The organism is Bartonella rochalimae ATCC BAA-1498, assembly GCF_000706645.1.
GTDB lineage: Bacteria > Pseudomonadota > Alphaproteobacteria > Rhizobiales > Rhizobiaceae > Bartonella > Bartonella rochalimae.
Genome location: NZ_KL407338.1, coordinates 96,798 through 118,299, shown reverse-complemented (window position 1 = coordinate 118,299; position 21,502 = coordinate 96,798). Strand labels below are relative to the sequence as shown.

14 protein-coding genes and 1 tRNA gene are annotated in these 21,502 nt (G+C 35.4%); 8 read left to right on the top strand and 7 right to left on the bottom strand.

The genetic code is table 11. The features are described 5' to 3' along the window. The first annotated feature begins 129 nt into the window (after window positions 1–129). Window positions 130–3,012 (top strand): EAL domain-containing protein, encoded by a 2,883-nt coding sequence (locus O99_RS05260; protein WP_035006992.1) that lies wholly within the window; start codon window positions 130–132, stop codon window positions 3,010–3,012. 21 nt (window positions 3,013–3,033) lie between these two features. Here O99_RS05260 and O99_RS05255 read toward each other — a convergent pair whose 3' ends face one another. Beyond that, window positions 3,034–3,618 (bottom strand): YqgE/AlgH family protein, encoded by a 585-nt coding sequence (locus O99_RS05255; RefSeq protein WP_035006991.1) that lies wholly within the window; start codon window positions 3,616–3,618, stop codon window positions 3,034–3,036. Between the two features lie 70 nt (window positions 3,619–3,688). Here O99_RS05255 and O99_RS05250 point away from each other — a divergent pair, with 70 nt between their 5' ends. Continuing rightward, the gene (locus O99_RS05250; RefSeq protein WP_035006989.1) at window positions 3,689–4,543 is read left to right on the top strand and encodes a protein-disulfide reductase DsbD domain-containing protein; all 855 of its coding nucleotides are present in this window, start codon (window positions 3,689–3,691) and stop codon (window positions 4,541–4,543) included. 33 nt (window positions 4,544–4,576) lie between these two features. Here O99_RS05250 and rnhA read toward each other — a convergent pair whose 3' ends face one another. The 3 genes from rnhA to O99_RS05235 all read right to left on the bottom strand — a co-directional run bounded on the left by rnhA (window position 4,577) and on the right by O99_RS05235 (window position 7,036). Beyond that, window positions 4,577–5,044, bottom strand: coding sequence for a ribonuclease HI (gene rnhA, locus O99_RS05245; protein WP_035006987.1), 468 nt, complete (start codon window positions 5,042–5,044; stop codon window positions 4,577–4,579). Between the two features lie 478 nt (window positions 5,045–5,522). Next, window positions 5,523–6,578: a 4-hydroxy-3-methylbut-2-enyl diphosphate reductase gene (gene ispH, locus O99_RS05240; RefSeq protein ID WP_035006985.1), complete on the bottom strand. Its 1,056-nt coding sequence runs from the start codon at window positions 6,576–6,578 to the stop codon at window positions 5,523–5,525. A 384-nt stretch (window positions 6,579–6,962) separates the two neighbouring features. Next, window positions 6,963–7,036 (bottom strand) — tRNA-Ile (locus tag O99_RS05235). Between the two features lie 194 nt (window positions 7,037–7,230). Between O99_RS05235 and O99_RS05230 the strand changes: the two genes are divergently transcribed. Continuing rightward, window positions 7,231–7,974 carry an SIMPL domain-containing protein gene (locus tag O99_RS05230; protein WP_035006983.1) on the top strand — a complete coding sequence of 248 codons (744 nt, stop codon included), beginning with the start codon at window positions 7,231–7,233 and terminating at the stop codon, window positions 7,972–7,974. A 28-nt stretch (window positions 7,975–8,002) separates the two neighbouring features. Here O99_RS05230 and O99_RS05225 read toward each other — a convergent pair whose 3' ends face one another. The 3 genes from O99_RS05225 to dnaG form a co-directional block, all read right to left on the bottom strand. Then, window positions 8,003–8,464, bottom strand: a complete 462-nt coding sequence (locus tag O99_RS05225) for a YcgN family cysteine cluster protein (protein ID WP_035006982.1) — start codon at window positions 8,462–8,464, stop codon at window positions 8,003–8,005. Between the two features lie 115 nt (window positions 8,465–8,579). Beyond that, complete coding sequence (rpoD, locus tag O99_RS05220) at window positions 8,580–10,589, bottom strand: RNA polymerase sigma factor RpoD (protein ID WP_035006980.1); 2,010 nt, start codon at window positions 10,587–10,589, stop codon at window positions 8,580–8,582. A 343-nt stretch (window positions 10,590–10,932) separates the two neighbouring features. After that, window positions 10,933–12,861 (bottom strand): DNA primase, encoded by a 1,929-nt coding sequence (dnaG, locus tag O99_RS05215; protein ID WP_035006978.1) that lies wholly within the window; start codon window positions 12,859–12,861, stop codon window positions 10,933–10,935. Between the two features lie 112 nt (window positions 12,862–12,973). Here dnaG and O99_RS05210 point away from each other — a divergent pair, with 112 nt between their 5' ends. From O99_RS05210 to O99_RS05190, 5 genes are all read left to right on the top strand, one after another. Next, the gene (locus tag O99_RS05210) at window positions 12,974–14,206 is read left to right on the top strand and encodes a mechanosensitive ion channel family protein (RefSeq protein WP_035006976.1); all 1,233 of its coding nucleotides are present in this window, start codon (window positions 12,974–12,976) and stop codon (window positions 14,204–14,206) included. A gap of 340 nt (window positions 14,207–14,546) precedes the next feature. Next, complete coding sequence (locus O99_RS05205; RefSeq protein WP_035006973.1) at window positions 14,547–14,798, top strand: GlsB/YeaQ/YmgE family stress response membrane protein; 252 nt, start codon at window positions 14,547–14,549, stop codon at window positions 14,796–14,798. A 461-nt stretch (window positions 14,799–15,259) separates the two neighbouring features. Next, the gene (carA, locus tag O99_RS05200; protein WP_035006970.1) at window positions 15,260–16,450 is read left to right on the top strand and encodes a glutamine-hydrolyzing carbamoyl-phosphate synthase small subunit; all 1,191 of its coding nucleotides are present in this window, start codon (window positions 15,260–15,262) and stop codon (window positions 16,448–16,450) included. A gap of 631 nt (window positions 16,451–17,081) precedes the next feature. Continuing rightward, window positions 17,082–20,567: a carbamoyl-phosphate synthase large subunit gene (carB, locus tag O99_RS05195; RefSeq protein WP_035006969.1), complete on the top strand. Its 3,486-nt coding sequence runs from the start codon at window positions 17,082–17,084 to the stop codon at window positions 20,565–20,567. 258 nt (window positions 20,568–20,825) lie between these two features. Next, a complete protein-coding gene (locus tag O99_RS05190) occupies window positions 20,826–21,035 on the top strand; it encodes a cold-shock protein (RefSeq protein ID WP_035006968.1) in 210 nt (69 codons plus the stop codon). Window positions 21,036–21,502 lie beyond the last annotated feature (467 nt).

The following is a 21,502-nucleotide window of genomic DNA, read 5'->3' as shown; positions in this document are numbered from 1 at the left end:
AAAAGAATAATGACAACCGCTCTTTATAAAAATAACAACTAAATAAAAATAACAACTAATCAAGTGGAAGAATTTTCTCGAAAGTCTCGTTTGAAATTCAAGAGCTTCAAATACTGAGAGTGAGGCAACGTGAAGAGTTTTGGTAAAATAATCAATACCGTTCTTGTCATAATCATTAGTCTTTTTGTATGCCTTTCATCAGTACAAGCAATCGAACCAATCAAAATTTCTCCTCAGGATATAGCTCTTGATTTGTCCAAAGCTATTGAAATTCATCACACCAATAACCCTATCTTCCAAACCAGCACAGCACCAGGGCCAGATGGTATTATATGGCGTATTGAAGTACAAGCAAAAAGTGAAAATTTTTCTGGAAACTGGGCAGTATTTTCCCTTGCAAATCCAACAGATGAACAAATTGACCGTCTAATTGTTGTTCCCCATTATCGTATGGCTCATTCAGGTTTTCTTTGGCCGGATCTTGGATCAGTACGGATCCAATCTATAACTCCAAGTGCAGGTTTTTCTCTTGATCGTCAAACGAATGCAAATGCAGATATTTTTCGTATCACTCTTAATCCTAACACTGTGATTACATTTGTTGCAGAATTAAGCTCTAAAAATCTACCACAGATCTACTTATGGCAACCTGAAGCTTACAAAGATACCATTAATTCTTATACACTTTATCATGGCATTCTTCTTGGTATATCAGGACTTTTAGCGCTCCTATTAACTATTTTATTTGTCGTTCGTGGAACAAGTCTTTTCCCTGCAACAGCTGCTGTTGCTTGGGCTGTTCTTTTTTACATTGGTATTGATTTCAATTTTTGGAATAAACTCTTTGCAATTACACCAATAACAGAACCAATTTGGCGTGCTGGTACAGAAGTTGCACTTGCTGCAACACTCTTTACTTTTCTGTTTACTTATCTTTGCCTTAATCGTTGGCATTATCACTTTAGCTATGGTGCAATTATATGGATTATATCTTTCTGCGGACTAGGAGCATTTGCTATTTATGATCCTACTAGAGCAGCTGGAATTGCTCGCTTATCATTTGGACTTACAACCATACTTGGTATTATATTGATCAGCTATTTTTCAATCCGTAAATATGACCGTGCAATCATGCTTATTCCAACATGGTTGTTAATTAGCTTTTGGTCTCTTGAAGCTTATGCATGCATAATAGGATATTTAGATAATGATATTGTTCCACAAGCTCTAGCTGGAGGACTGGTGCTGATTGTTCTTCTTATCAGCTTTCTTGTCATGCAACAAACGTTTTCTAATGATGCTTTCCATGAGGGCATTTTTTCCGATCTCGAACGACAAGTTCTGGCAGCTAGAGGAGCTGGAAGTATTATTTGGGACTGGAATGTCGAGCGTGACCGGATTGTTGTTCACCCAGATATGACAAGCCTTTTTGGTAAGCACGCCCGCAAACTCAACGGTACTATGAACGACTGGATTTTAGCCTTGCATTATGATGATCGCGAACGCTTTCAGGCTGTTTTAAATATCATTCTTGAAAATAAAACAGGACGGATTGATCAGATTTTTCGGATCTCCTCCGGTGGTGGTCATTATCATTGGTTTTCTCTCCGTGCACGCCCAGCTATACAAAAAGACGGAAAAATTACCCGTGTTATCGGAAGCATTCTCAATATTACCAATCACAAAAAAGCCGAAGAACGTTTACTACACGATGCAATTCATGACAGCTTAACCGGTCTTCCTAACCAACAAATTTTCCTCGATAGATTACAAAATTATAGCTCTTTAGCTAAAGCAAATATAAAAATTAAACCAACAATTTTTATGATTGATTTTGATAATTTTCGTCAAATTAATCATAAACTAGGTATAGCGGTTGGGGACACAGTCCTCTTGATAATTGCACGTCGTTTAAGCCGCCTTATTAACCTGCAAGACACCTTATCACGCCTTTCCGCAGATCGTTTTGCAATTATTTTACTCAGCGAAACAGAACCCAAAAAAATTGCAATGTTCGCAAATCATCTGCTCAAAACAATTTCAGCACCCATTACTCTTGAAGAAAAAACTATAACGCTTTCCACATCCATTGGCCTGGCTACATGGAGTGATAACAAATCAACTGCTCAAAATATTTTCAATGACAGTGAACTAGCAATGATCCATGCAAAACAAATGGGTGGTAATCACATTGAACCTTTCCGCCCGAGTTTTCGTACTTTAGATCTCGAACATAACAATATCAAAAAAGACATTCATCATGCTATCGAACGTAATGAAATAAAAATCCTCTATCACCCTATTCTTAATTTATCAGATGGAAACATTATTGGTTTTGAAACAATCGTAGAATGGCAACACCCCAATCATGGAAATTTAAATATCCACGATTTTATTAAAATCGTAGAAAGTGAACAACTCATTATGGATTTAGTACAATTCATCGTTGATCGCGCGCTCGTAGATCTTATAAATATACAAGAAAAATGTGCTAAACATCCTTTCTTTATCTCTATCAATTTGCCAAGTGCAGAAATGATTCATCCTGATTGTATACGTCAAATACGCTCTGCTCTTCTTCGCAATCCGGTTAGTAAAGGACGATTGATGATAGAAATATCTGAGCTTGTTTTAAGAAAAAATCCTGAACAATCAGCTCATTTTTTTGAAGAGATTAAAGCACTAGGAATGAATCTAGCATTAGATAATTTTGGAACAGGTTATTCATCACTTACATATCTTGTCCGTTATCCATTCGACATGGTTAAATTAGATCGTTCACTTATCTCTATCGATTCACATAAGAAAAAACTTGTACTTAAATCAATTATCAGAATGGCTACTGATCTTAATTTACAAATCATAGCAGAAGGCGTAGAAAATGAAAAAGAAGCTATTTTCTTACGACAAGAAGGTTGTAAGTATGTTCAAAGTACGACCGTCACTAAACCAATTGCTGTTGAAGAATTGATTGCTCTTGTTCAAAACCACTTCTCTCATACCTATAATTAAGAAATGTTACAAAATGAATGACTATGCATGACCTGGTTTAGAAATAAGAGAAGTTGGACTAATTCCCATGCGAATAAGGCTTTCATCATACTTACTACTGATATCACTTTCAAAAAGAAAGCTAGGAGATGTAGGACTAATCAACCAACCATTTGCATAAATCTCTGTTTCAAGCTGTCCTGCTTTCCATCCGGCATACCCCAAAGCTATAAGAGCATGTTCAGGCCCCCTCTCACAACTCATGGCTTTTAATACACCAAGGGTTGTAGTAAGACAAATTTTGTCTGTAACAGAGATAGTTGCTTCACAAGCATAATCATCTGAATGCAGTACAAAACCACGAGACGTATCAATAGGTCCACCACAGCGTATTGGAAATTTTTTTATTGGCTCGGAAAGATAATTTTTTTGATTTTGGTTAATTACACCCAGTTGAAGCAAAAGTTCAGGAAAATTAATATCATGTAACTGATTAAGAATAATTCCCATAGCACCAGCATTAGAATGGGCACAAATGTAGATAACAGAACGAACAAAGCGCTTGTCATTCATTCCAGGCATTGCTATGAGCAACTGTCCATTTAGAAACCCTTCATGCTGTTTCATAATTTGATAGCCTCCATAATTCAATTTTTTGACTTCAATTAAGTCAGTATCAGTAGAGAATAAAGATCAAATGAAAAAATTGCAAATATTTCAAAATTTACAAAAAATTCCAAATCGTTTTCAGAAAAATCTCTTATTAATTTTGAAAATAATATTTGTATTTTTAGGATTTTTCTACTTTCTTGTTAATTCTCAAGCAGAACAAAAACCATATCTTATTGCAACACCTTGGCATGAATCAGAGGGTGGCTATGCTAGATTAGCTATAACTTCATCTTCTCTTTCTGAGACAAAAAGCGGCATTATTGAAATTACGTTAAAACCAAAATGGAAAACCTATTGGCGAAATCCCGGAAATTCGGGGATGGCACCCTTTTTTAATTTCAACCAACAAGTCTCTTATGAAATTTTTTATCCTACACCACAACTCTATACAACAGAAAATGATTGGTCATTAGGTTATAAAAATAAAGTCGTACTACCCTTTAATATCTCTGGTTCAGATGAAAATCTAAGTGGTTCTTTAACCCTTGGAATGTGTAATGAAATTTGTATCCCCTTTACTATCGATTTTAATTTTTCCTCATCGACTCAAAATAATACATCTCTTTCTCTATCCTTATTAAAAAAAGCCCAAGATGCTTTACCCCGTACAGCCGATAATGCATTTAAAATACATGCTGAAAAAAATGGAAATACCCTCTTAATAAAAATAAAAAATAATAAAATAATCACACCTTCTGCTCTCTTTTTAGATGGAAAAACAATACAGATTGGACCAGCAAAAAAAATAAGCGATCACCAGGGATATACGGTCTTCAGTGCTCCAATATATTTTGATTCAGATGAATTAAATGAAACAGTTTTTTATACTATTTCTTACCAAGATCATGCCTTCAGTGGAACATTTGCAATAAACACATAATCAAACCGTACTGTCATTCCATGAGATAAAAAATTATATCGAAAAACAGCCATTTTCACGATATTCAGTAATTGCTTTACGTGCAAGTGCGTCTGCGCGCTCATTATCTGGATGACCTGCGTGTCCTTTTATCCAGTGCCATCTGATATCATGTTGAGAACAAGCATAGTCAAGGGCTTGCCATAACTCCATATTTTTAACAGGATTTTTCGATGCAGTACGCCAATTATTTTTTTTCCATCTCTCAACCCAGGTAGAAATCCCGTTACGCACATAAGCTGAATCCGTATAAAGATCAACCAAACATGATTCCTTCAGAGCATTTAACGCGCGAATCGCCGCCATAAGTTCCATCTGATTATTGGTCGTATATACTTCTCCACCATAAAGCTCACGTTCATGACCATTCCAGCGTAAAATTGCTCCCCATCCTCCCAAACCAGGATTTCCTGAACAAGCACCATCTGTATAAATTTCAACAACTTTTTTTCGATTTAACATAACAAAAACAAAACTCTATCTCAGCCAACAAGTTCACATTACTGCAAAAATAAAGTTCAAACCAATATTTTAATGATTTTTTTGAAGAACAAAACTATCAAGAAATTCATCTCGTTAATTTTAGAAAGGTATAAGTAAAAAGCATAAAGCCACATTACGTTATAACCTATCAAGCAGCAATAACATACATTAAAATTGCAAAACTATATCTCCTTTCCAATACAACAAATTATAATATTATTACCTTTTAAAACAATTCTTATAACAAGAAAGGCTATATCGGATATAAATGCTGTACAGAGATATATAAAAGATAAATTATTTTCTAAAAAATGCTTGTCATAAACATTAAAGCGAATAGTCACTCTATTTTATAAAACTCTAGATTTCCAACATCCTCTCTTTTCCTTGTTTTTAAAAGCAAACCTATTGAGTAACGTGGTTTAAATGCCTTAGATTATATCCCCTATAATTGCGCCTATTTTTCTTTTATTTGATGAACACTGTTATCGTTATTTTCATCTTTCAGTACTTCTGCTCGTCCTTTAATAAAAGCTATATCTTGAGAAGATAGGCTGATATCACGTAATTCACGATTCACTAAAAATGTTTCCGTTTCAACTAAAGTTTCAGCCAATTCTATTGTAACATCATAACGTGCACGAAACGCTGTGATGATTTCATCAACAATAATTTCAGGAGCTGACGCTCCTGCTGAAAGACTAATGACTGAAAGAATACCTAGATTATCAAAATCAATTTCATTAGCACGCTGAATTAAAATAGATTGACGCGCACCAAATTTCTCAGCAACTTCCACCAAACGTCTAGAATTAGATGAATTCGGTGAACCAACAATTAAAAATAAATCACTTCCTAACGCTGCTGCCTTAACAGCATCTTGCCGATTAGTGGTAGCGTAACAAATTGATTCAGCCGCTGGAGCTGCTAACGCAGGAAAACGTTGTTTTAATATATTAAGAATCTCTGCTGTATCTTCAACAGAGAGTGTTGTTTGTGTTACAAATCCTAATTTATTTGGATTATTTGGTTGATAATATAAAGCATCTTCTACCGTTTCAATCAATGTAACATTCTCTTCTTCAAGCTGCCCCATAGTTCCAATTACTTCAGGATGACCAGCATGACCAATCAATATAACATGACGGCCATGACGTTGATGACGAATTGCTTGCTTATGGACTTTAGAAACTAATGGACATGTCGCATCAAGATAAAATAGATTGTAACGAACAGCATCTTCTAGTACAGACTTTGGTATACCATGAGCAGAAAACACAACAGGTCGACTACGATGCCCTTCAGGTATCTCACAAAGTTCTTCAACAAAAATGGCTCCTCGTTGCTGCAATCCCTCAACAACATAGCGGTTGTGTACAATTTCATGACGGACATATACTGGAGAACCATATTTTTTCAATGCAAGAATAACAATCTGGATAGCACGATCAACACCAGCACAAAACCCGCGTGGCCCACAAAGGCGAATTGTTAAAGGAGGCAGTACAGACACAATTGATCCTTAATATCCATAAAGTTTCACCCCAACTACCACATATCACTGCAATATATCATTGTTACTTTATAAACAAAGAGTATAAAGAGAAAAACTAGACGATTCCTATTTCCTATTAAGACTGCTAATCATCATTTATCTAAAAAATGGTGCAATAAACACTAGCCACAACTTCTTTTTTCACGAAATAAAGCATTAATAAATCACCATTCTTGCTAAGATCAGAAAAACGACTGTACATACCACATAAATCCTTGATCAGTAAAACCTAATTAAGGACCTTTATATCATGACCTTCTCATACCAGAGATAGACTAATGGAATGAATACCCACAAGGTCCCTCATCTTGAAATAAATATATTGATTTTATTAGGAAAACGTGGGCCCGGAGGGACTCGAACCCCCAACCAAGCGGTTATGAGCCGCTGGCTCTAACCAATTGAGCTACAGGCCCCACAGAGATTTTCTCTAAACTAAAATATCCTATTATATAAACTAAAATATCCTATTATACAAGAGCTTGCTTTAATTATACTTCGTCTTTTTTTCTTTCTTCTCGTTTTTTTTTCTTTCAGCGCCCTAATTCCTTTACAATAAATACAAAAAATGGGAAAGTAATAGAATATATATATATTATAAGGATTGAACATGACTAAAATGATTTTCCAACTGTTGAAGGTCTACCGAATTAAGTTGTCGATATTGACTGTATTATCTCTACTCACTACTTCATGCTTCGTACATGCGGAAGAAACAATAAAAAATGCACCAACAATTACAGTTACAGCAACCGGTGAAAACCAAGCAACACCAGACATGGCGATTATCAATCTAGCCGTTGTGACTCATGATACGACTGCTCAAAAAGCATTAGCAGCGAATAATAAATTTATGAATGATATTTTAGATACTTTTAAAAATAATGGCATTCAAGCAAATGACTTGCAAACATCAGGCTTATCTATTTACCAAACGAACTCAGATAAAAAACAAGAAAAAAAGAACAATGAAATAACTTATCATGTTTCAAATTCTTTAACAGTAAATATCCGTAATCTGGCCAATGCTGGTAAAATATTTGATCAAGCAATGGCACTTGGTGTGAATTCTGTTAATGGAATTACCTTTACCAATGCCGATACAAAGCCATTATATAAAGAAGCACGTAAAAAAGCTGTTATTGAAGCTATTGCAAAAGCAGAAACCTTAGCTCAAGCAGCCAACGTGAAATTAGGAAAGATTATTACAATTAATGAAAGTAATAACGAATATTATCCAACACCACGCCTTATGAGTAGAGCACAATCTGCAAGCTATGCAGATACAAACTTTTCAGGAGGTGAATTGAATTATCATGTTAGTGTCACTATAACATTTGCTATAGACGACTAATCATCAATCATTGAGTAAAATAATTATATCATCGGTTTTTATAAAGAATTCCGGTGATATATTGATAATAAGATTCCGTAGATGATAATTCATCGTCATGAATTTTAATCTGCTCACGTGCAGAAAATTGAGTTTGATGTACCGTTTGAAAATCTTTTGAGATTAATGGATGCCACCACGGAAGATCTTTACCCTCACTCACCAACCTGTAAGCACAACTTTCTGGCAACCAACGAGCTGTTTTAATCGTAGCAATATCTAATAATATACAATCTGAAATAATTGATTTACGGTGAGTATAATTTTTACATTGACAAGTATCTTTATCTAAAAGACGACAAGCAATACTCGTTGCATAAATGTCACCAGTATCGTCATCTTCTAATTTATGCAAGCAACAACACCCACAACCATCACAAAGACTTTCCCACTCAGTAACAGACATTTCCTCTAATTTTTTCCTTTTCCAAAAAGGAAGTTCCTTACTCATAAACAGGATCTACTTTTTTCATAAGACAATTCTTTTAAAGGATAAAATCAATAAAATTTGATCTAGTACGCACAACATATTTTTATTTATCTTTTAAAAACGCTGTTCTTTTTAATTAAGAATCAAGAAAGCTCCGTAATTTGCGTGAACGGCTAGGATGTTTCAACTTACGAAGTGCCTTTGCTTCAATCTGACGAATACGCTCGCGGGTCACTGAAAATTGTTGGCCAACTTCCTCTAATGTATGATCAGTATTCATTCCAATACCAAAACGCATTCTTAAAACACGCTCCTCACGTGGTGTTAATGAAGCAAGAACGCGCGTTGTTGTATCTCGTAAATTAGCCTGAATAGCCGCATCAATTGGTAACAATGCATTTCTATCTTCAATAAAATCACCTAAATGAGAAGCATCTTCATCACCAACAGGTGTTTCAAGTGAGATAGGTTCCTTCGCAATTTTAAGCACTTTTCGTACTTTTTCTAACGGCATAGAAAGCTTGCTAGAAAGTTCTTCTGGGGTTGGTTCACGTCCAATTTCATGTAAAATTTGGCGTGATGTACGAACAATTTTATTAATTGTCTCAATCATATGAACAGGAATACGAATAGTCCGTGCCTGATCAGCGATAGACCGTGTAATCGCTTGACGTATCCACCACGTCGCATAAGTTGAAAACTTATATCCACGCCGATATTCGAATTTATCAACGGCCTTCATCAAACCGATATTGCCTTCCTGAATAAGATCAAGAAATTGTAAACCACGATTAGTGTATTTTTTAGCAATGGAAATAACAAGACGCAAATTAGCTTCCACCATTTCCTTTTTAGCGATATTCGCTTCACGCTCCCCTTTCTGTACTTGCGTAACAATTCGACGAAATTCACTAATTGAAATAGCAGTTTCTTGCGCGAGATTTTGTATTTCATTACGCAAACTCTGAATGACTTTAGCTTCACAAGTTGAAAATTCTTTCCAACCACGTCCTGATAAAGTTGCAATATAATTAACCCAATCAGCGTCCAATTCACGACCTTGATATTCTCTTAAGAAATCTTCATGCCCAATCCCATAGTTACTAGCAAGCCTCTTCAACTTACCTTCGCTCTGTATCAACCGCTTATTGATATCATATAATTGCTCAACTAATGCCTCAATACGGTTTTGATTTAAAGAAAGAGATTTTACTGCTTGGATTAAAGCATCTTTCAATTCAGTATATTGTTTTCTTTGTTCCGATGAAAGAGGTTCTGCCTTACGATGTGATAAACTGCTTTCAACTTGTTGATCTTGTAGCTCACGTAATTTTACATAAGTTTCAGCGATAAAATCTAAAGTCTCCACAACCTGAGGACACAACTCATGCTCCATTGCTGCAAGCGATAAATTAACTTCGTCATCTTCTTCGTCATCATCTTCGCCCCCTATCTCTTCTCCAAGATCATTCATATCACGCATGCTAGAAGATGATGTTTCTTCTTTTATTTTTTTGACTTCACTTTCATCAATAATAGGAGCCTGCTTCGCTTCTGGACCAGAATAAGTCATCTCAAGATCAATAATTTCACGCAGAAGAATACGCTGCTCTTGCAACTCTTCACGCCAAATAATTAAAGCTTGAAATGTTAAAGGGCTCTCACAAAGACCGGAAATCATCGTTTCACGTCCAGCCTCAATACGTTTAGCGATAGCAATCTCACCCTCACGCGAGAGTAATTCAACGGCTCCCATTTCACGCAAATACATACGAACTGGATCATCAGTTCGGTCGGCTACTTCACGTTTAGATGTTGTTGCAACCGCATAATTTGTGGCTTCTACTAAATCGCCACCTTCTACTGTAATTTCTTCCTCATATTGTCCAGATTCAATTTCATCTTCATCATCTATAACGCTAATACCCATCTCAGAGAACATTGCCAATATATCTTCAATTTGCTCAGACGTGAATTCTTCAGAAGAAAGAGCTGCATTCAACTCATCCATCAACACGTAGCTATTTTTTTTGGCAAGTTTCATCATTTTTTTGATAGCATCATCGGAAAAATCAAGAAGAGAACCATCCGAGCTTACTTTGCCCATTTCTTCCACATTATCTTTTTGTTTAACCTTTGTTGCCATACTGTTAACTCCACTTGATCACTAGGTAGGTTCGTGTGATCAGCTTATTATTCTTACTTAGCGCATTAAAATTTTTATATGCACTGTTTACAGGATTAATCTTTTATTCAAAAAGACACACTTTTATACACACCTTTTCACGCAAAATCACGGGAATACTATAGAGATCAACCCAATACATCTCAGTCTTTCTGAGATAATATCTGCACCACATAGTAAGAACCAATTTCCCGCTTTTCCTAAAATTTAGTCATTATTCTTCACAAAAACGTCATTTCAATAATTAAGGCTTTTATATCAGACTTCGTGACTGATTCGCTTTTAAAAAGCGAATCATTTTATTCTATTTTGGTTTGCCCTCATCTATTTTTTCGCAAAACCAAGATCCGAATCCCTCAATTAAAGCCTCTGTTGCCTGTGTTCGTTCCAATTCAGCTTTCACCTCACGAAGTAGATCAAAAACTTCATCTCTAGGATTTTTTATGAGTTCCTCTTCGATATCTTGTAGTCTTTTATGTAGGTGGTGTTCTTGAAGATGCAAGTAGATAGCTTGTTTTAATACAGCACGAGCATCTTCTACAGGAGCACCTCCAAAAGTAATCCGCATACCAACTCTTTGCACAAGGTTATCTATATGCTCTAAAATACTTTTTTTCCCTTTTTCTTCTAAAAGTACAGTCATTGTTTCTTTATCACATAACTGTTGATTTCCAAGAATTTCCAACATGGACTGATGCAAACTCATTAATTGATCATTTTTTAATTCTAATTCTGCAAAAACGTCAAAATTCTCGTACCACAGTTCAGGATAATAAGCTAAAATCAGCAAAATAACTGCTTCACGCAAAGGAATGAAATGTTTTGAACTACGAACTATATTAGAATTTTCTAATGCAGAAAAAGATTGGTCTTTAAACATTCCATCTTTTTGATTTTGAATATATTCTCCTTGCTTCTTTTGCTTTAATAAAGATGAACGAAAAAACGCAAAGAGCCGTCTTTTGATATCTTGAAAATAATAACGATGTATATCTTTATCCTTAATTGTTGCTATCTGTTGTTTTAGTTCTCGCTCCAATGCAGCGCGTGCTTCTGGAGTTGTAAAATGTTTTCCGGAAGTAGCACGCCACCATAAAAGCTCAATCAATGGAATTGCTTTTTGAACAAAAGAAGAAAAAAGATGCGCATCTCCTGTACGAATAATTTCATCTGGATCTTTACCATTTGGCAATAAAACAAAACGCACAGACTTTCCTGCTTTTAAAAGAGGAAGTACACGATCAGCAACACGGAAAGCAGCTTTTAAACCGGCATTATCTCCATCAAAACACAAAATCGGATCAGACTCCATTTGCCATAAAAGTTCAATTTGCGTTTCTGTTAATGCTGTTCCTAAAGGGGCAACTACTTTTTCAAAACCAACCTTAGTTAAAGCAATGACATCCATATAGCCTTCAACAACCAGAACAGAACATGCTTCTTTTTTTTCTGAGGCACGGCTATTTTTACGGACAGATGCCGCATTATAAAGCATATTACCCTTATGAAAAAGAACCGTTTCAGGACTGTTTAAGTATTTTGCTCGTGCATTTTTATCTAACGAACGCCCCCCAAAAGCAACCACACGGCCACGTAAATCTTCAATAGGGAATATAATGCGATTTCTAAATCGATCATAGGGAGTAGAAATATCTTCACCGGATATAAGGAGGCCACAATCCTCCATTTGCTTTAGTGAAATACCACGCGCACTCAACGCATCTTTCAAAGTTGTACGTCCTATCGGAGCAAAACCAATCTGAAAACGCTTTGCAAGTTCTAATGTAACACCACGTTCATCAAGATAATGGCGTGCTTGGGCACCAATTTGATGATGTAAGTTATTTTGAAAAAAATCCGTCGCTATTTTCATAACATCATAAAGATCATTTTTTTTCATTTCATCTTTATGATTTTGTAAATCAAAGGCAGGTAATTTCATACCTGCAAAATTAGCCAAACGCTCTACAGATTCCGAAAAGCGCAATCCATCAAGTTCGCAAAGAAAGGTAAAAATATCACCGCTTGTATTACAACCGAAACAATAATAACGACCCCGACGATCATCACAATGGAAACTTGGAGTCTTTTCACCATGAAATGGACAACAGCACCAAAAATCACCACGTGAAGGTTTACTTTTTTTTTGATCAAATATCACCCTTTGACCAATAACCACTGAAATTGGCAACCTAGCGCGAATCTCATCAAGAAAATCAGGCGGAATACGCATTATCTCTCACAGAGTTTAAAAATTCTTTATTTGCATTTTAGTTACTTTGAAGCATAATTCCAATACTTCATCTTAAATAAGAAATGAATAATCAAAATGGAGATAAAGTACAGTGCCTAAATTTCTTGTTCAATATCCATCACTAGAAATGGTTTCTTGGTTAGTCGTTCTGATTCTTATTGCACTTTTAGTTAATTTTTTAACACGTATCTTACTTATTCGCGGAAAAAAACACCTCACTGCGTTCCTCCATCACAATACAATTACTGATATTGAAAATATTACTAAGTACATAGCTCATATTGCGTCGGCTTTTATTCTTTCAACTGGCATCAATTTTATATCTACATTGCCCAATATTCTCAGTACAATTATCCGAAATGTCTCCAATGCCTTTATCATTTTTATCGTTGCTTTAACAATTTCTGCTCTTTTTAATATCATTAATACCTTTTATGAACAAAGACCTGCAGCAAGGTTAAAGCCAATAAAAGGGTACATTCAAATAGCTAAAATTGCACTTTTTACGCTTACTGCTATTTTTATATTGGCCACATTAATAGACCGATCGCCTCTTATTCTTTTTTCTGGTCTTGGTGCAATGGCAGCTGTTTTGATTTTGATCTTTCAAGACACATTACTTTCTCTTGTTGCAGGAATTCAAATCTCATCTACCGATATGGTACGTGTTGGAGATTGGATTGAAATTCCTAATCTTGGTGCAGATGGTGATGTCATTGAAATTGCCCTTCATACTGTAAAAGTTCAAAACTTTGATAAAACAATTACCACAGTTCCCATCCGTAAACTGGTAACTGATCCTTTCAAAAATTGGCGTGGTATGCAAGAATCAGGTGGTCGACGTATCAAACGATCTTTATTTATTGATCAAGCAAGTATCCGCTTTCATACAAAAAAAGAAGAGGAATATTTAGCACGATTTAATCTCCTAGAAAACTACTTTGCACAAAAAATACCTGAAATTAATGAATGGAATACTCGCTTAGAAAAAAATCATGATATACCAGCAAATACTCGCCGTTTAACTAATATCGGTACTTTTCGGGCTTACGTATTATCTTATTTAAGAGAGCATCTAAATGTCAAAAAAAACGCAACTGTAATGACACGGCAATTACCTCCTACGCCGAATGGTTTACCTTTAGAAATTTATTGCTTTACGAATACCACCATTTGGGAAGAATACGAACAAATTCAAGCTGATATCTTTGATCACCTTTATTCTGTTCTTCCTGACTTTGGCCTTAAAATTTTCCAAAATCCATGTGGTTATGATTTAACACGCGCAAGCTATAATGTTAAAAATACATTAAAAACAAAATAATGAACTTTAATCACGTTTATTCTTTTAAAAAACTTGTCGCTATAAAATAACAATCTATTCAATTAAAAAGAACGAAGAATACTCCAAAATTCTTATCTAAGAGATCCTTTTGCATAAATAAATAGCTAATCCTTCATTTTTTTGAAAGAATAATTATCTTTTCTGTATAGATTGAATTCAATCATTGCTTAAGAAAATCAACACAAAAAACCATCATAAAGCTTTAAACAACAAGCTCTCTTTAAATAACACAATGCATAATTCTTGACCTTGAAACAACTTACTCTAATTTCTACTGCAGTTAAACATAACAGTTTAAGTTTAGACATAGGAGAGTGGAATGGAAAATACATATATCAGTTGGATCTTGGCTATTATTATTGGTGGACTTTCAGGTTGGATTGCACAATATTTTATGAACAGCCGAACAGGGATGTTTTTAAATATTATCTTAGGTGTTGTTGGTTCTGCATTAGCCAGTTTCCTTCTAAGCTTTTTAGAAATCAATTTTGCTGGTTGGCTGGGTTATCTCATTTCAGGTTTTATTGGAGCCTGCATCCTTATATGGATTGGCAGAAAAGTTCGATCATAAAATAGTGTTCTCTATTGCCTTTTAAAGCAAATAAAACTCTATTTTTGTTGTGAAACTGTAACAATAACAACTCGGGGCATAATTGTCCCGTTTACAGCTTTTTACAGCATTACCGATTATAAACAATGACGCCTTGCAGAGCGTTCTTTACCATATCTCTATTTTTCCAACTTGTATATTGAATTTTCTTTCAAATCTAACAAAACCCTATGTAATGGTTTTCTCATTATTCCAATAAGACAAAGCCCATAACTCCTCACTGTTTTTTTTGCTTCATTCTAAGGAATTAATGTCTCTAAATAGTTTTAGAAAACTCAAATCTGGATCTTTACCTCTTTATAAAATATCCTTATACTTTAACTCTAAGTAAAAATTACAATGTATAGCATTAATTATAGTTGCGTGGTTTTTGCGTGACTTTGAGTATTACGCCTTCAAATAGCAAATTGTGAGCCCAAACAATGACACAAACCATCTCGCTTCCCAGTCCTTGGAGCACAAATAAGCCTACAGCTCTTTTAGTATTAGCCGATGGTACAGTAATCGAAGGTAAAGGTGCGGGTGCTACAGGAATTGTTGAAGCTGAAGTATGTTTTAATACCGCCATAACAGGCTATGAAGAAATCCTCACAGATCCATCATATACAGGACAAATCGTTAATTTCACTTTTCCTCATATTGGTAATGTAGGCACTAATCGAGAAGATATTGAAGATCTTACACCTCTCAATTACCATGGTGCAGTTGGTGCTATTTTCAAAGCAGATATTACTGGTCCTTCTAACTACCGTGCACATGAAAATCTAAATCAGTGGCTTAAAGAACGAAAAATTATTGCACTTTACGATATTGATACACGAGCATTAACCACTCTTATCCGTGAAAAAGGTGTACCCAATGCGGTCATTGCCCATGATCCAAATGGAAATTTTGATATTAATGCTTTAAAAAAGCGTGCACAAAAATGGTCTGGTCTTATCAATCTTGATCTTGCAAAAGAAGTAACGTCAAAACAATTAATAGAATGGAATGAAAACCCGTGGATATGGAATAAAGGATATAGTGTAAATAGCAAACGTAATTTTCACATTGTTGCAATTGATTATGGCATTAAACGCAATATTCTTCGCCTTATATCGGCCTTGGGTGCACACATAACTATTGTGCCAGCATCTACAAATGCAAATGAAATTTTATCTATGAATCCCGACGGTATTTTCCTTTCTAATGGTCCAGGAGACCCAATTGCTACAGCCAAATATGCTGTTCCAACCATCAAAACATTCATTGATTGCAACATACCACTTTTTGGCATATGCCTTGGTCATCAGCTGCTGTCTCTTGCCGTGGGAGCGAAAACTATAAAAATGCATCAAGGGCATCATGGCGCCAATCACCCTGTTAAAGACTTTACTACTGGCAAAGTCGAAATTGTATCAATGAATCATGGTTTCACCGTAGATAAAACATCGCTACCACAACATGTTGAAGAGACACATATTTCTCTCTTTGATGGTTCAAACTGCGGCATTCGAATTATCGAAAAACCGATTTTTTCTGTTCAATATCATCCTGAAGCTTCGCCTGGACCTCAAGATAGTCATTATCTTTTTCACCATTTTCGCAACTTGATTATGGATTATAAAAAATAACCTAATCATATAGTTTTAGTATTTAGACTTTCTTTATCATTCGTATAAAGGCTTGTATTTTCTGCAAACTGGTATGAATAAGTCCCGACCATTTATCAAAGATACTTTATTAGACATGTAATTATAAAAAGATAATTTACCATAAACTCCTATAACTCTAAATACAGTGCTATCGTTATTCTTAAACCTATCTAGTACAAAATCCACCTAAACAGTATTACAGCCAAAGCTAGCTTTATAGTTATATTTTAAAAAACGTTATATTTGAAATATCATAATACTAATCACCAAGGCATACACAAAAAAACGTATTTACTAATGTATAATATAATAATGCTTCAAAACATATTTTTACAATACATGTTAGATTAACAAAAATAACGCTTTATATATCTTCTATTTCAGCTAACATTGCTGAAATCAACTCATGCTTTCATCTTTTGCGTTTGAAAATTATTTAACCATTATTTATAAGAGCACACTGTTTTCAAGCATTATCCCCAAAGAAAAAATATAAAAAAGTATTTTATGGATTACTTTCTTTATCTATTAACCTATAAAACGAGTTTAGCCAACATTCTAATTTCTGCCTACCGCAACTACGCATAGGTGCTTGCTATAGGAAAAAGCCATGCCAAAACGCACAGATATAAAATCTATTCTTATCATTGGAGCAGGACCTATTATTATTGGTCAAGCATGTGAATTTGACTATTCAGGAACACAAGCCTGTAAAGCTTTAAAAGAAGAAGGCTACCGAATTATTCTGGTGAACTCTAATCCTGCCACCATTATGACTGATCCGGATTTGGCAGATGCGACCTACATCGAACCAATCACTCCAGAAATAGTTGCTAAAATTATTGCTCATGAACGTCCAGACGCACTTTTACCAACCATGGGAGGACAAACAGCACTTAATACTGCTTTATCCTTAAAGCGCATGGGAATTTTAAATCGCTACAATGTTGAAATGATCGGTGCCAATGCTGACGCTATTGATAAGGCAGAAGATCGTGCTCTATTTCGCAAAGCAATGGCAAAAATTGGTTTAGAAACACCGCGTTCTATGTTAGCGAATGCAACTGAGCTCAAAGAAGAAGATCGTCGATTATATGAAAAAGCATATAATAAACTTAAAAATGAACTTTCTGGCGATGCACTTGATCAAGCATTAGAAAAGCTTGAGCAAGATTGGAATAATGCAGAAGCCAATCGCAAACAACATTATATAGCTCATGCCACCGCAAAAGCGGTTCAAGCTCTTGATATTATTGGACTTCCAGCCATTATCCGTCCCTCATTTACACTTGGTGGTACAGGGGGCGGCATTGCGTACAACCGCTCTGAATTTTACGAAATTATCGAACGTGGACTTGAAGCTTCACCAACAACAGAAGTGTTGATTGAAGAAAGTATTCTGGGATGGAAAGAATACGAAATGGAAGTTGTTCGTGATCACAAGGATAACTGTATCATTATCTGTTCCATTGAAAACATTGATCCTATGGGTGTTCATACCGGTGACTCTATCACTGTTGCTCCTGCTCTTACTTTAACCGATAAAGAATACCAAATTATGCGGAATGCCTCAATTGCTGTGCTCCGTGAAATTGGGGTTGAAACCGGTGGATCTAACGTACAATTTGCCGTCAATCCTGAAAATGGCCGCTTAATTGTTATTGAAATGAATCCACGCGTTTCTCGTTCTTCAGCGCTTGCTTCAAAAGCCACCGGTTTTCCAATTGCAAAGGTAGCAGCTAAATTAGCAGTTGGTTATACACTTGACGAATTAAAAAATGATATTACGGGCGGTGCAACACCAGCATCATTTGAACCTTCTATTGACTATATCGTCACCAAAATCCCTCGTTTTGCCTTTGAAAAATTTCCTGGTTCATCGCCTGTCTTAACTACCGCAATGAAATCTGTTGGAGAAGTTATGGCAATCGGTCGTACTTTCCAAGAATCTTTACAAAAAGCACTCCGTGGACTTGAAACAGGTCTTACGGGTCTTGATGAAATCATAATCCCTGAACACGCTGAAGGTGATGAAAAAAATTCTATTCGTTCGGCTATTGCTATCCCAAGTCCTGATCGTTTACGTTATGTAGCGCAAGCGATGCGTATGGGTTTATCCCTGAATGAAATCCATCAAATAAGCAAAATTGACCTATGGTTTTTGGAACAAATAGCGTCCATCATCGAAACAGAACAACGTATTCGTGTCCATGGACTTCCCCATGATGCAGATAATTTACGCATGTTAAAAGCTATGGGTTTTTCAGATGCGCGCTTAGCAAATCTTTCTGGAAAAACACCAGATGATATTTTTACCTTACGCCAATCCCTAAATATTAGACATGTTTTCAAACGCATTGATACCTGTGCAGCCGAGTTTTCTTCACCTACAGCTTATATGTACTCAACATATGAAAGACCTTTTGCAGGTACGGAGTGCTCAGAAGCAAATATTTCTGAACGCAAAAAAGTTGCTATTTTAGGTGGCGGTCCAAACCGAATTGGCCAAGGTATTGAATTTGACTATTGTTGTTGCCATGCAGCTTTTGCTTTGCGTGATGCAGGCTTTGAGGCTATCATGATTAACTGTAATCCTGAAACTGTTTCAACAGATTATGATACCTCTGATCGTCTTTATTTTGAACCTTTAACAACTGAAGATGTTTTAGCAATTTTAAAAACAGAGCAAGAAAAAGGTGAATTAGTCGGAGTTATCGTTCAATTTGGTGGACAAACACCGTTGAAACTGGCAAGCGCACTTGAAAAAAATAATATTCCTATTTTAGGCACCTCACCTGATGCTATTGATCTTGCAGAGGATAGAGATCGTTTTCAAAAATTGTTGTGCAAACTTAATTTAACACAACCCAAAAATGATATTGCTTATTCAATTGAACAAGCACAACGCATAGCTCATGAGCTAGATTTTCCATTGGTCGTACGCCCCTCTTATGTTTTGGGTGGACGTGCTATGCAAATTATTCGAGACAAGCGTGACTTGCAGCATTATTTGTTAGAAATAGTCCCTGAATTAGTGCCAGAAGATATAAAAGCTTGTTATCCCCATAACAAGACAGATCAGGTCAATACATTACTTTCTAAAAATCCGCTTCTATTTGATACCTATCTAACAGAAGCTATAGAAGTTGATGTTGATTGTTTGTGTGATGGAGAAGAAACGCTTGTTGTCGGTATTATGGAGCATATTGAAGAAGCAGGTATCCATTCTGGTGATTCAGCGTGCTCTCTACCAGTTCGCACACTTTCATATAAATTAGTTAATGAATTAGAAAAACAAACAAAAGCTTTAGCAAAAGCACTACATGTTTGTGGCTTGATGAATGTACAATATGCTATCAAAAATGAAACAATTTATGTCCTAGAAGTGAATCCTCGTGCTTCACGTACTGTTCCATTTGTTGCAAAAACTATTGGTCGACCAATTGCTAAAATCGCGACACGTATCATGATCGGAGAAAATCTCCAAAGTGCACTCAACGCTTATGGTGGAATACCGTCTACACAGAAAAGACCACATATTGCGGTTAAGGAAGCAGTCTTTCCTTTTTCCCGTTTTTCAGGTGTAGATACACTGCTTGGCCCTGAAATGCGTTCAACAGGTGAAGTAATGGGACTTGATTATGATTTTGCACTTGCCTTTGCTAAAGCGCAGCTTGGAGCTGGTGTTGATCTTCCTAAAGAAGGCACCTTATTTGTTTCTGTGAAAGATGAAGATAAAGAACGTATCTTAAAGTCTGTTAAGTGTTTAAGCGAGCTTGGTTTTTCTATTTTAGCAACAATTGGAACACAAAAATTTCTTGTCGAAAATGGCATTAAAGCAGAAAAAATTAATAAAGTTCTAGAAGGCCACCCTCATATTGAAGATGCTATTCGTAATCTAAAAGTTCAATTAATTTTCAATACAACTAATACTGCGAGTGCCATTTCAGATTCCAAATCATTGCGCCACGCAGCACTTATGCAAAGAGTTCCTTACTACACAACAGTAGCTGGCGCTGAATCCGCAGCACAGGCTATTCGAGCACTCAAAACTAGCAATCTTGAAGTGTGTTCTTTGCAAAATTATTTTACTTAAAAATTTCCCTGCGTACCCAAAAATGTAATATCTTTATTTTCTTTATCAATCTTTGATGAATATAACAAAAAATCAATAGGGCTTGCTTTATATCGAAAAATCTTTTATAGTTTTTCACATCGTATTTTCGGTTACGCGATCTTTCTTTTCTGTGCAATCGCACTTCTGATGAAATCTCTCCTGCCTAATTTCGATTTAAACTCGTATTGAGAAATTTAAATCTCAATACATAATATTATATATACTAAGGAGTTTCCTATGTCTAAAGGAACAGTTAAATGGTTCAATACAAATAAAGGTTTTGGTTTCATTCAACCCAATGATGGAAGTGCAGATGTGTTTGTACATATTTCTGCTGTTGAGCGTTCTGGTTTACACAACTTAAATGAAGGACAAAAAATCTCTTATGATGTTCTTCAAGACCGCCGTTCAGGAAAATTTGCTGCTGGAAATCTTTCTGCTCTTTAAAATTTGAGCATTCTATAAACTATCTCGCCTTCATAGGCGAGTTTTCCATTCTTTGATTTTTATAATGATTAAGTTGTTTCTCTATTTTATTTAAATTAATCACAACTCATTATAATAAACTTACAGAAAAATGTGACACATAAACCAGTAATTATGAAAAATTTTATTATTGGATAATAACAAAAAACCACACAAATAAGAAATTTAATAAAGTCACAATGCTCTACAAGACAAAAAATTTTAATCTATTTTTTTCAATAAACGAGTCATCTTTACAATTAATTTCATCTGCTTAATCTCATCTACAAACTATAAACTTTCAGCCAAGTTGGCTGTATAATTTGATATGCCTTGTAGAAATAAAATCGGATAAATGCTTCACTATCAACACCAAAGAAAATTTATTCTTGAATTGATTTTTCAAAATTTCCTCAGTATAAAAAATTAGATTCACTAAATCTAAGTTT

What these genes read in the sequence shown, in the direction of transcription:
- O99_RS05255 (WP_035006991.1), bottom strand. Translation starts at nt 3,618, where the DNA reads ATGAAACAGCATGAAGGGTTTCTAAATGGACAGTTGCTCATAGCAATG.
- O99_RS05250 (WP_035006989.1), top strand. Translation starts at nt 3,689, where the DNA reads ATGAAAAAATTGCAAATATTTCAAAATTTACAAAAAATTCCAAATCGT.
- rnhA (WP_035006987.1), bottom strand. Translation starts at nt 5,044, where the DNA reads ATGTTAAATCGAAAAAAAGTTGTTGAAATTTATACAGATGGTGCTTGT.
- O99_RS05230 (WP_035006983.1), top strand. Translation starts at nt 7,231, where the DNA reads ATGACTAAAATGATTTTCCAACTGTTGAAGGTCTACCGAATTAAGTTG.
- O99_RS05225 (WP_035006982.1), bottom strand. Translation starts at nt 8,464, where the DNA reads ATGAGTAAGGAACTTCCTTTTTGGAAAAGGAAAAAATTAGAGGAAATG.
- rpoD (WP_035006980.1), bottom strand. Translation starts at nt 10,589, where the DNA reads ATGGCAACAAAGGTTAAACAAAAAGATAATGTGGAAGAAATGGGCAAA.
- dnaG (WP_035006978.1), bottom strand. Translation starts at nt 12,861, where the DNA reads ATGCGTATTCCGCCTGATTTTCTTGATGAGATTCGCGCTAGGTTGCCA.
- O99_RS05205 (WP_035006973.1), top strand. Translation starts at nt 14,547, where the DNA reads ATGGAAAATACATATATCAGTTGGATCTTGGCTATTATTATTGGTGGA.
- carA (WP_035006970.1), top strand. Translation starts at nt 15,260, where the DNA reads ATGACACAAACCATCTCGCTTCCCAGTCCTTGGAGCACAAATAAGCCT.
- carB (WP_035006969.1), top strand. Translation starts at nt 17,082, where the DNA reads ATGCCAAAACGCACAGATATAAAATCTATTCTTATCATTGGAGCAGGA.
- O99_RS05190 (WP_035006968.1), top strand. Translation starts at nt 20,826, where the DNA reads ATGTCTAAAGGAACAGTTAAATGGTTCAATACAAATAAAGGTTTTGGT.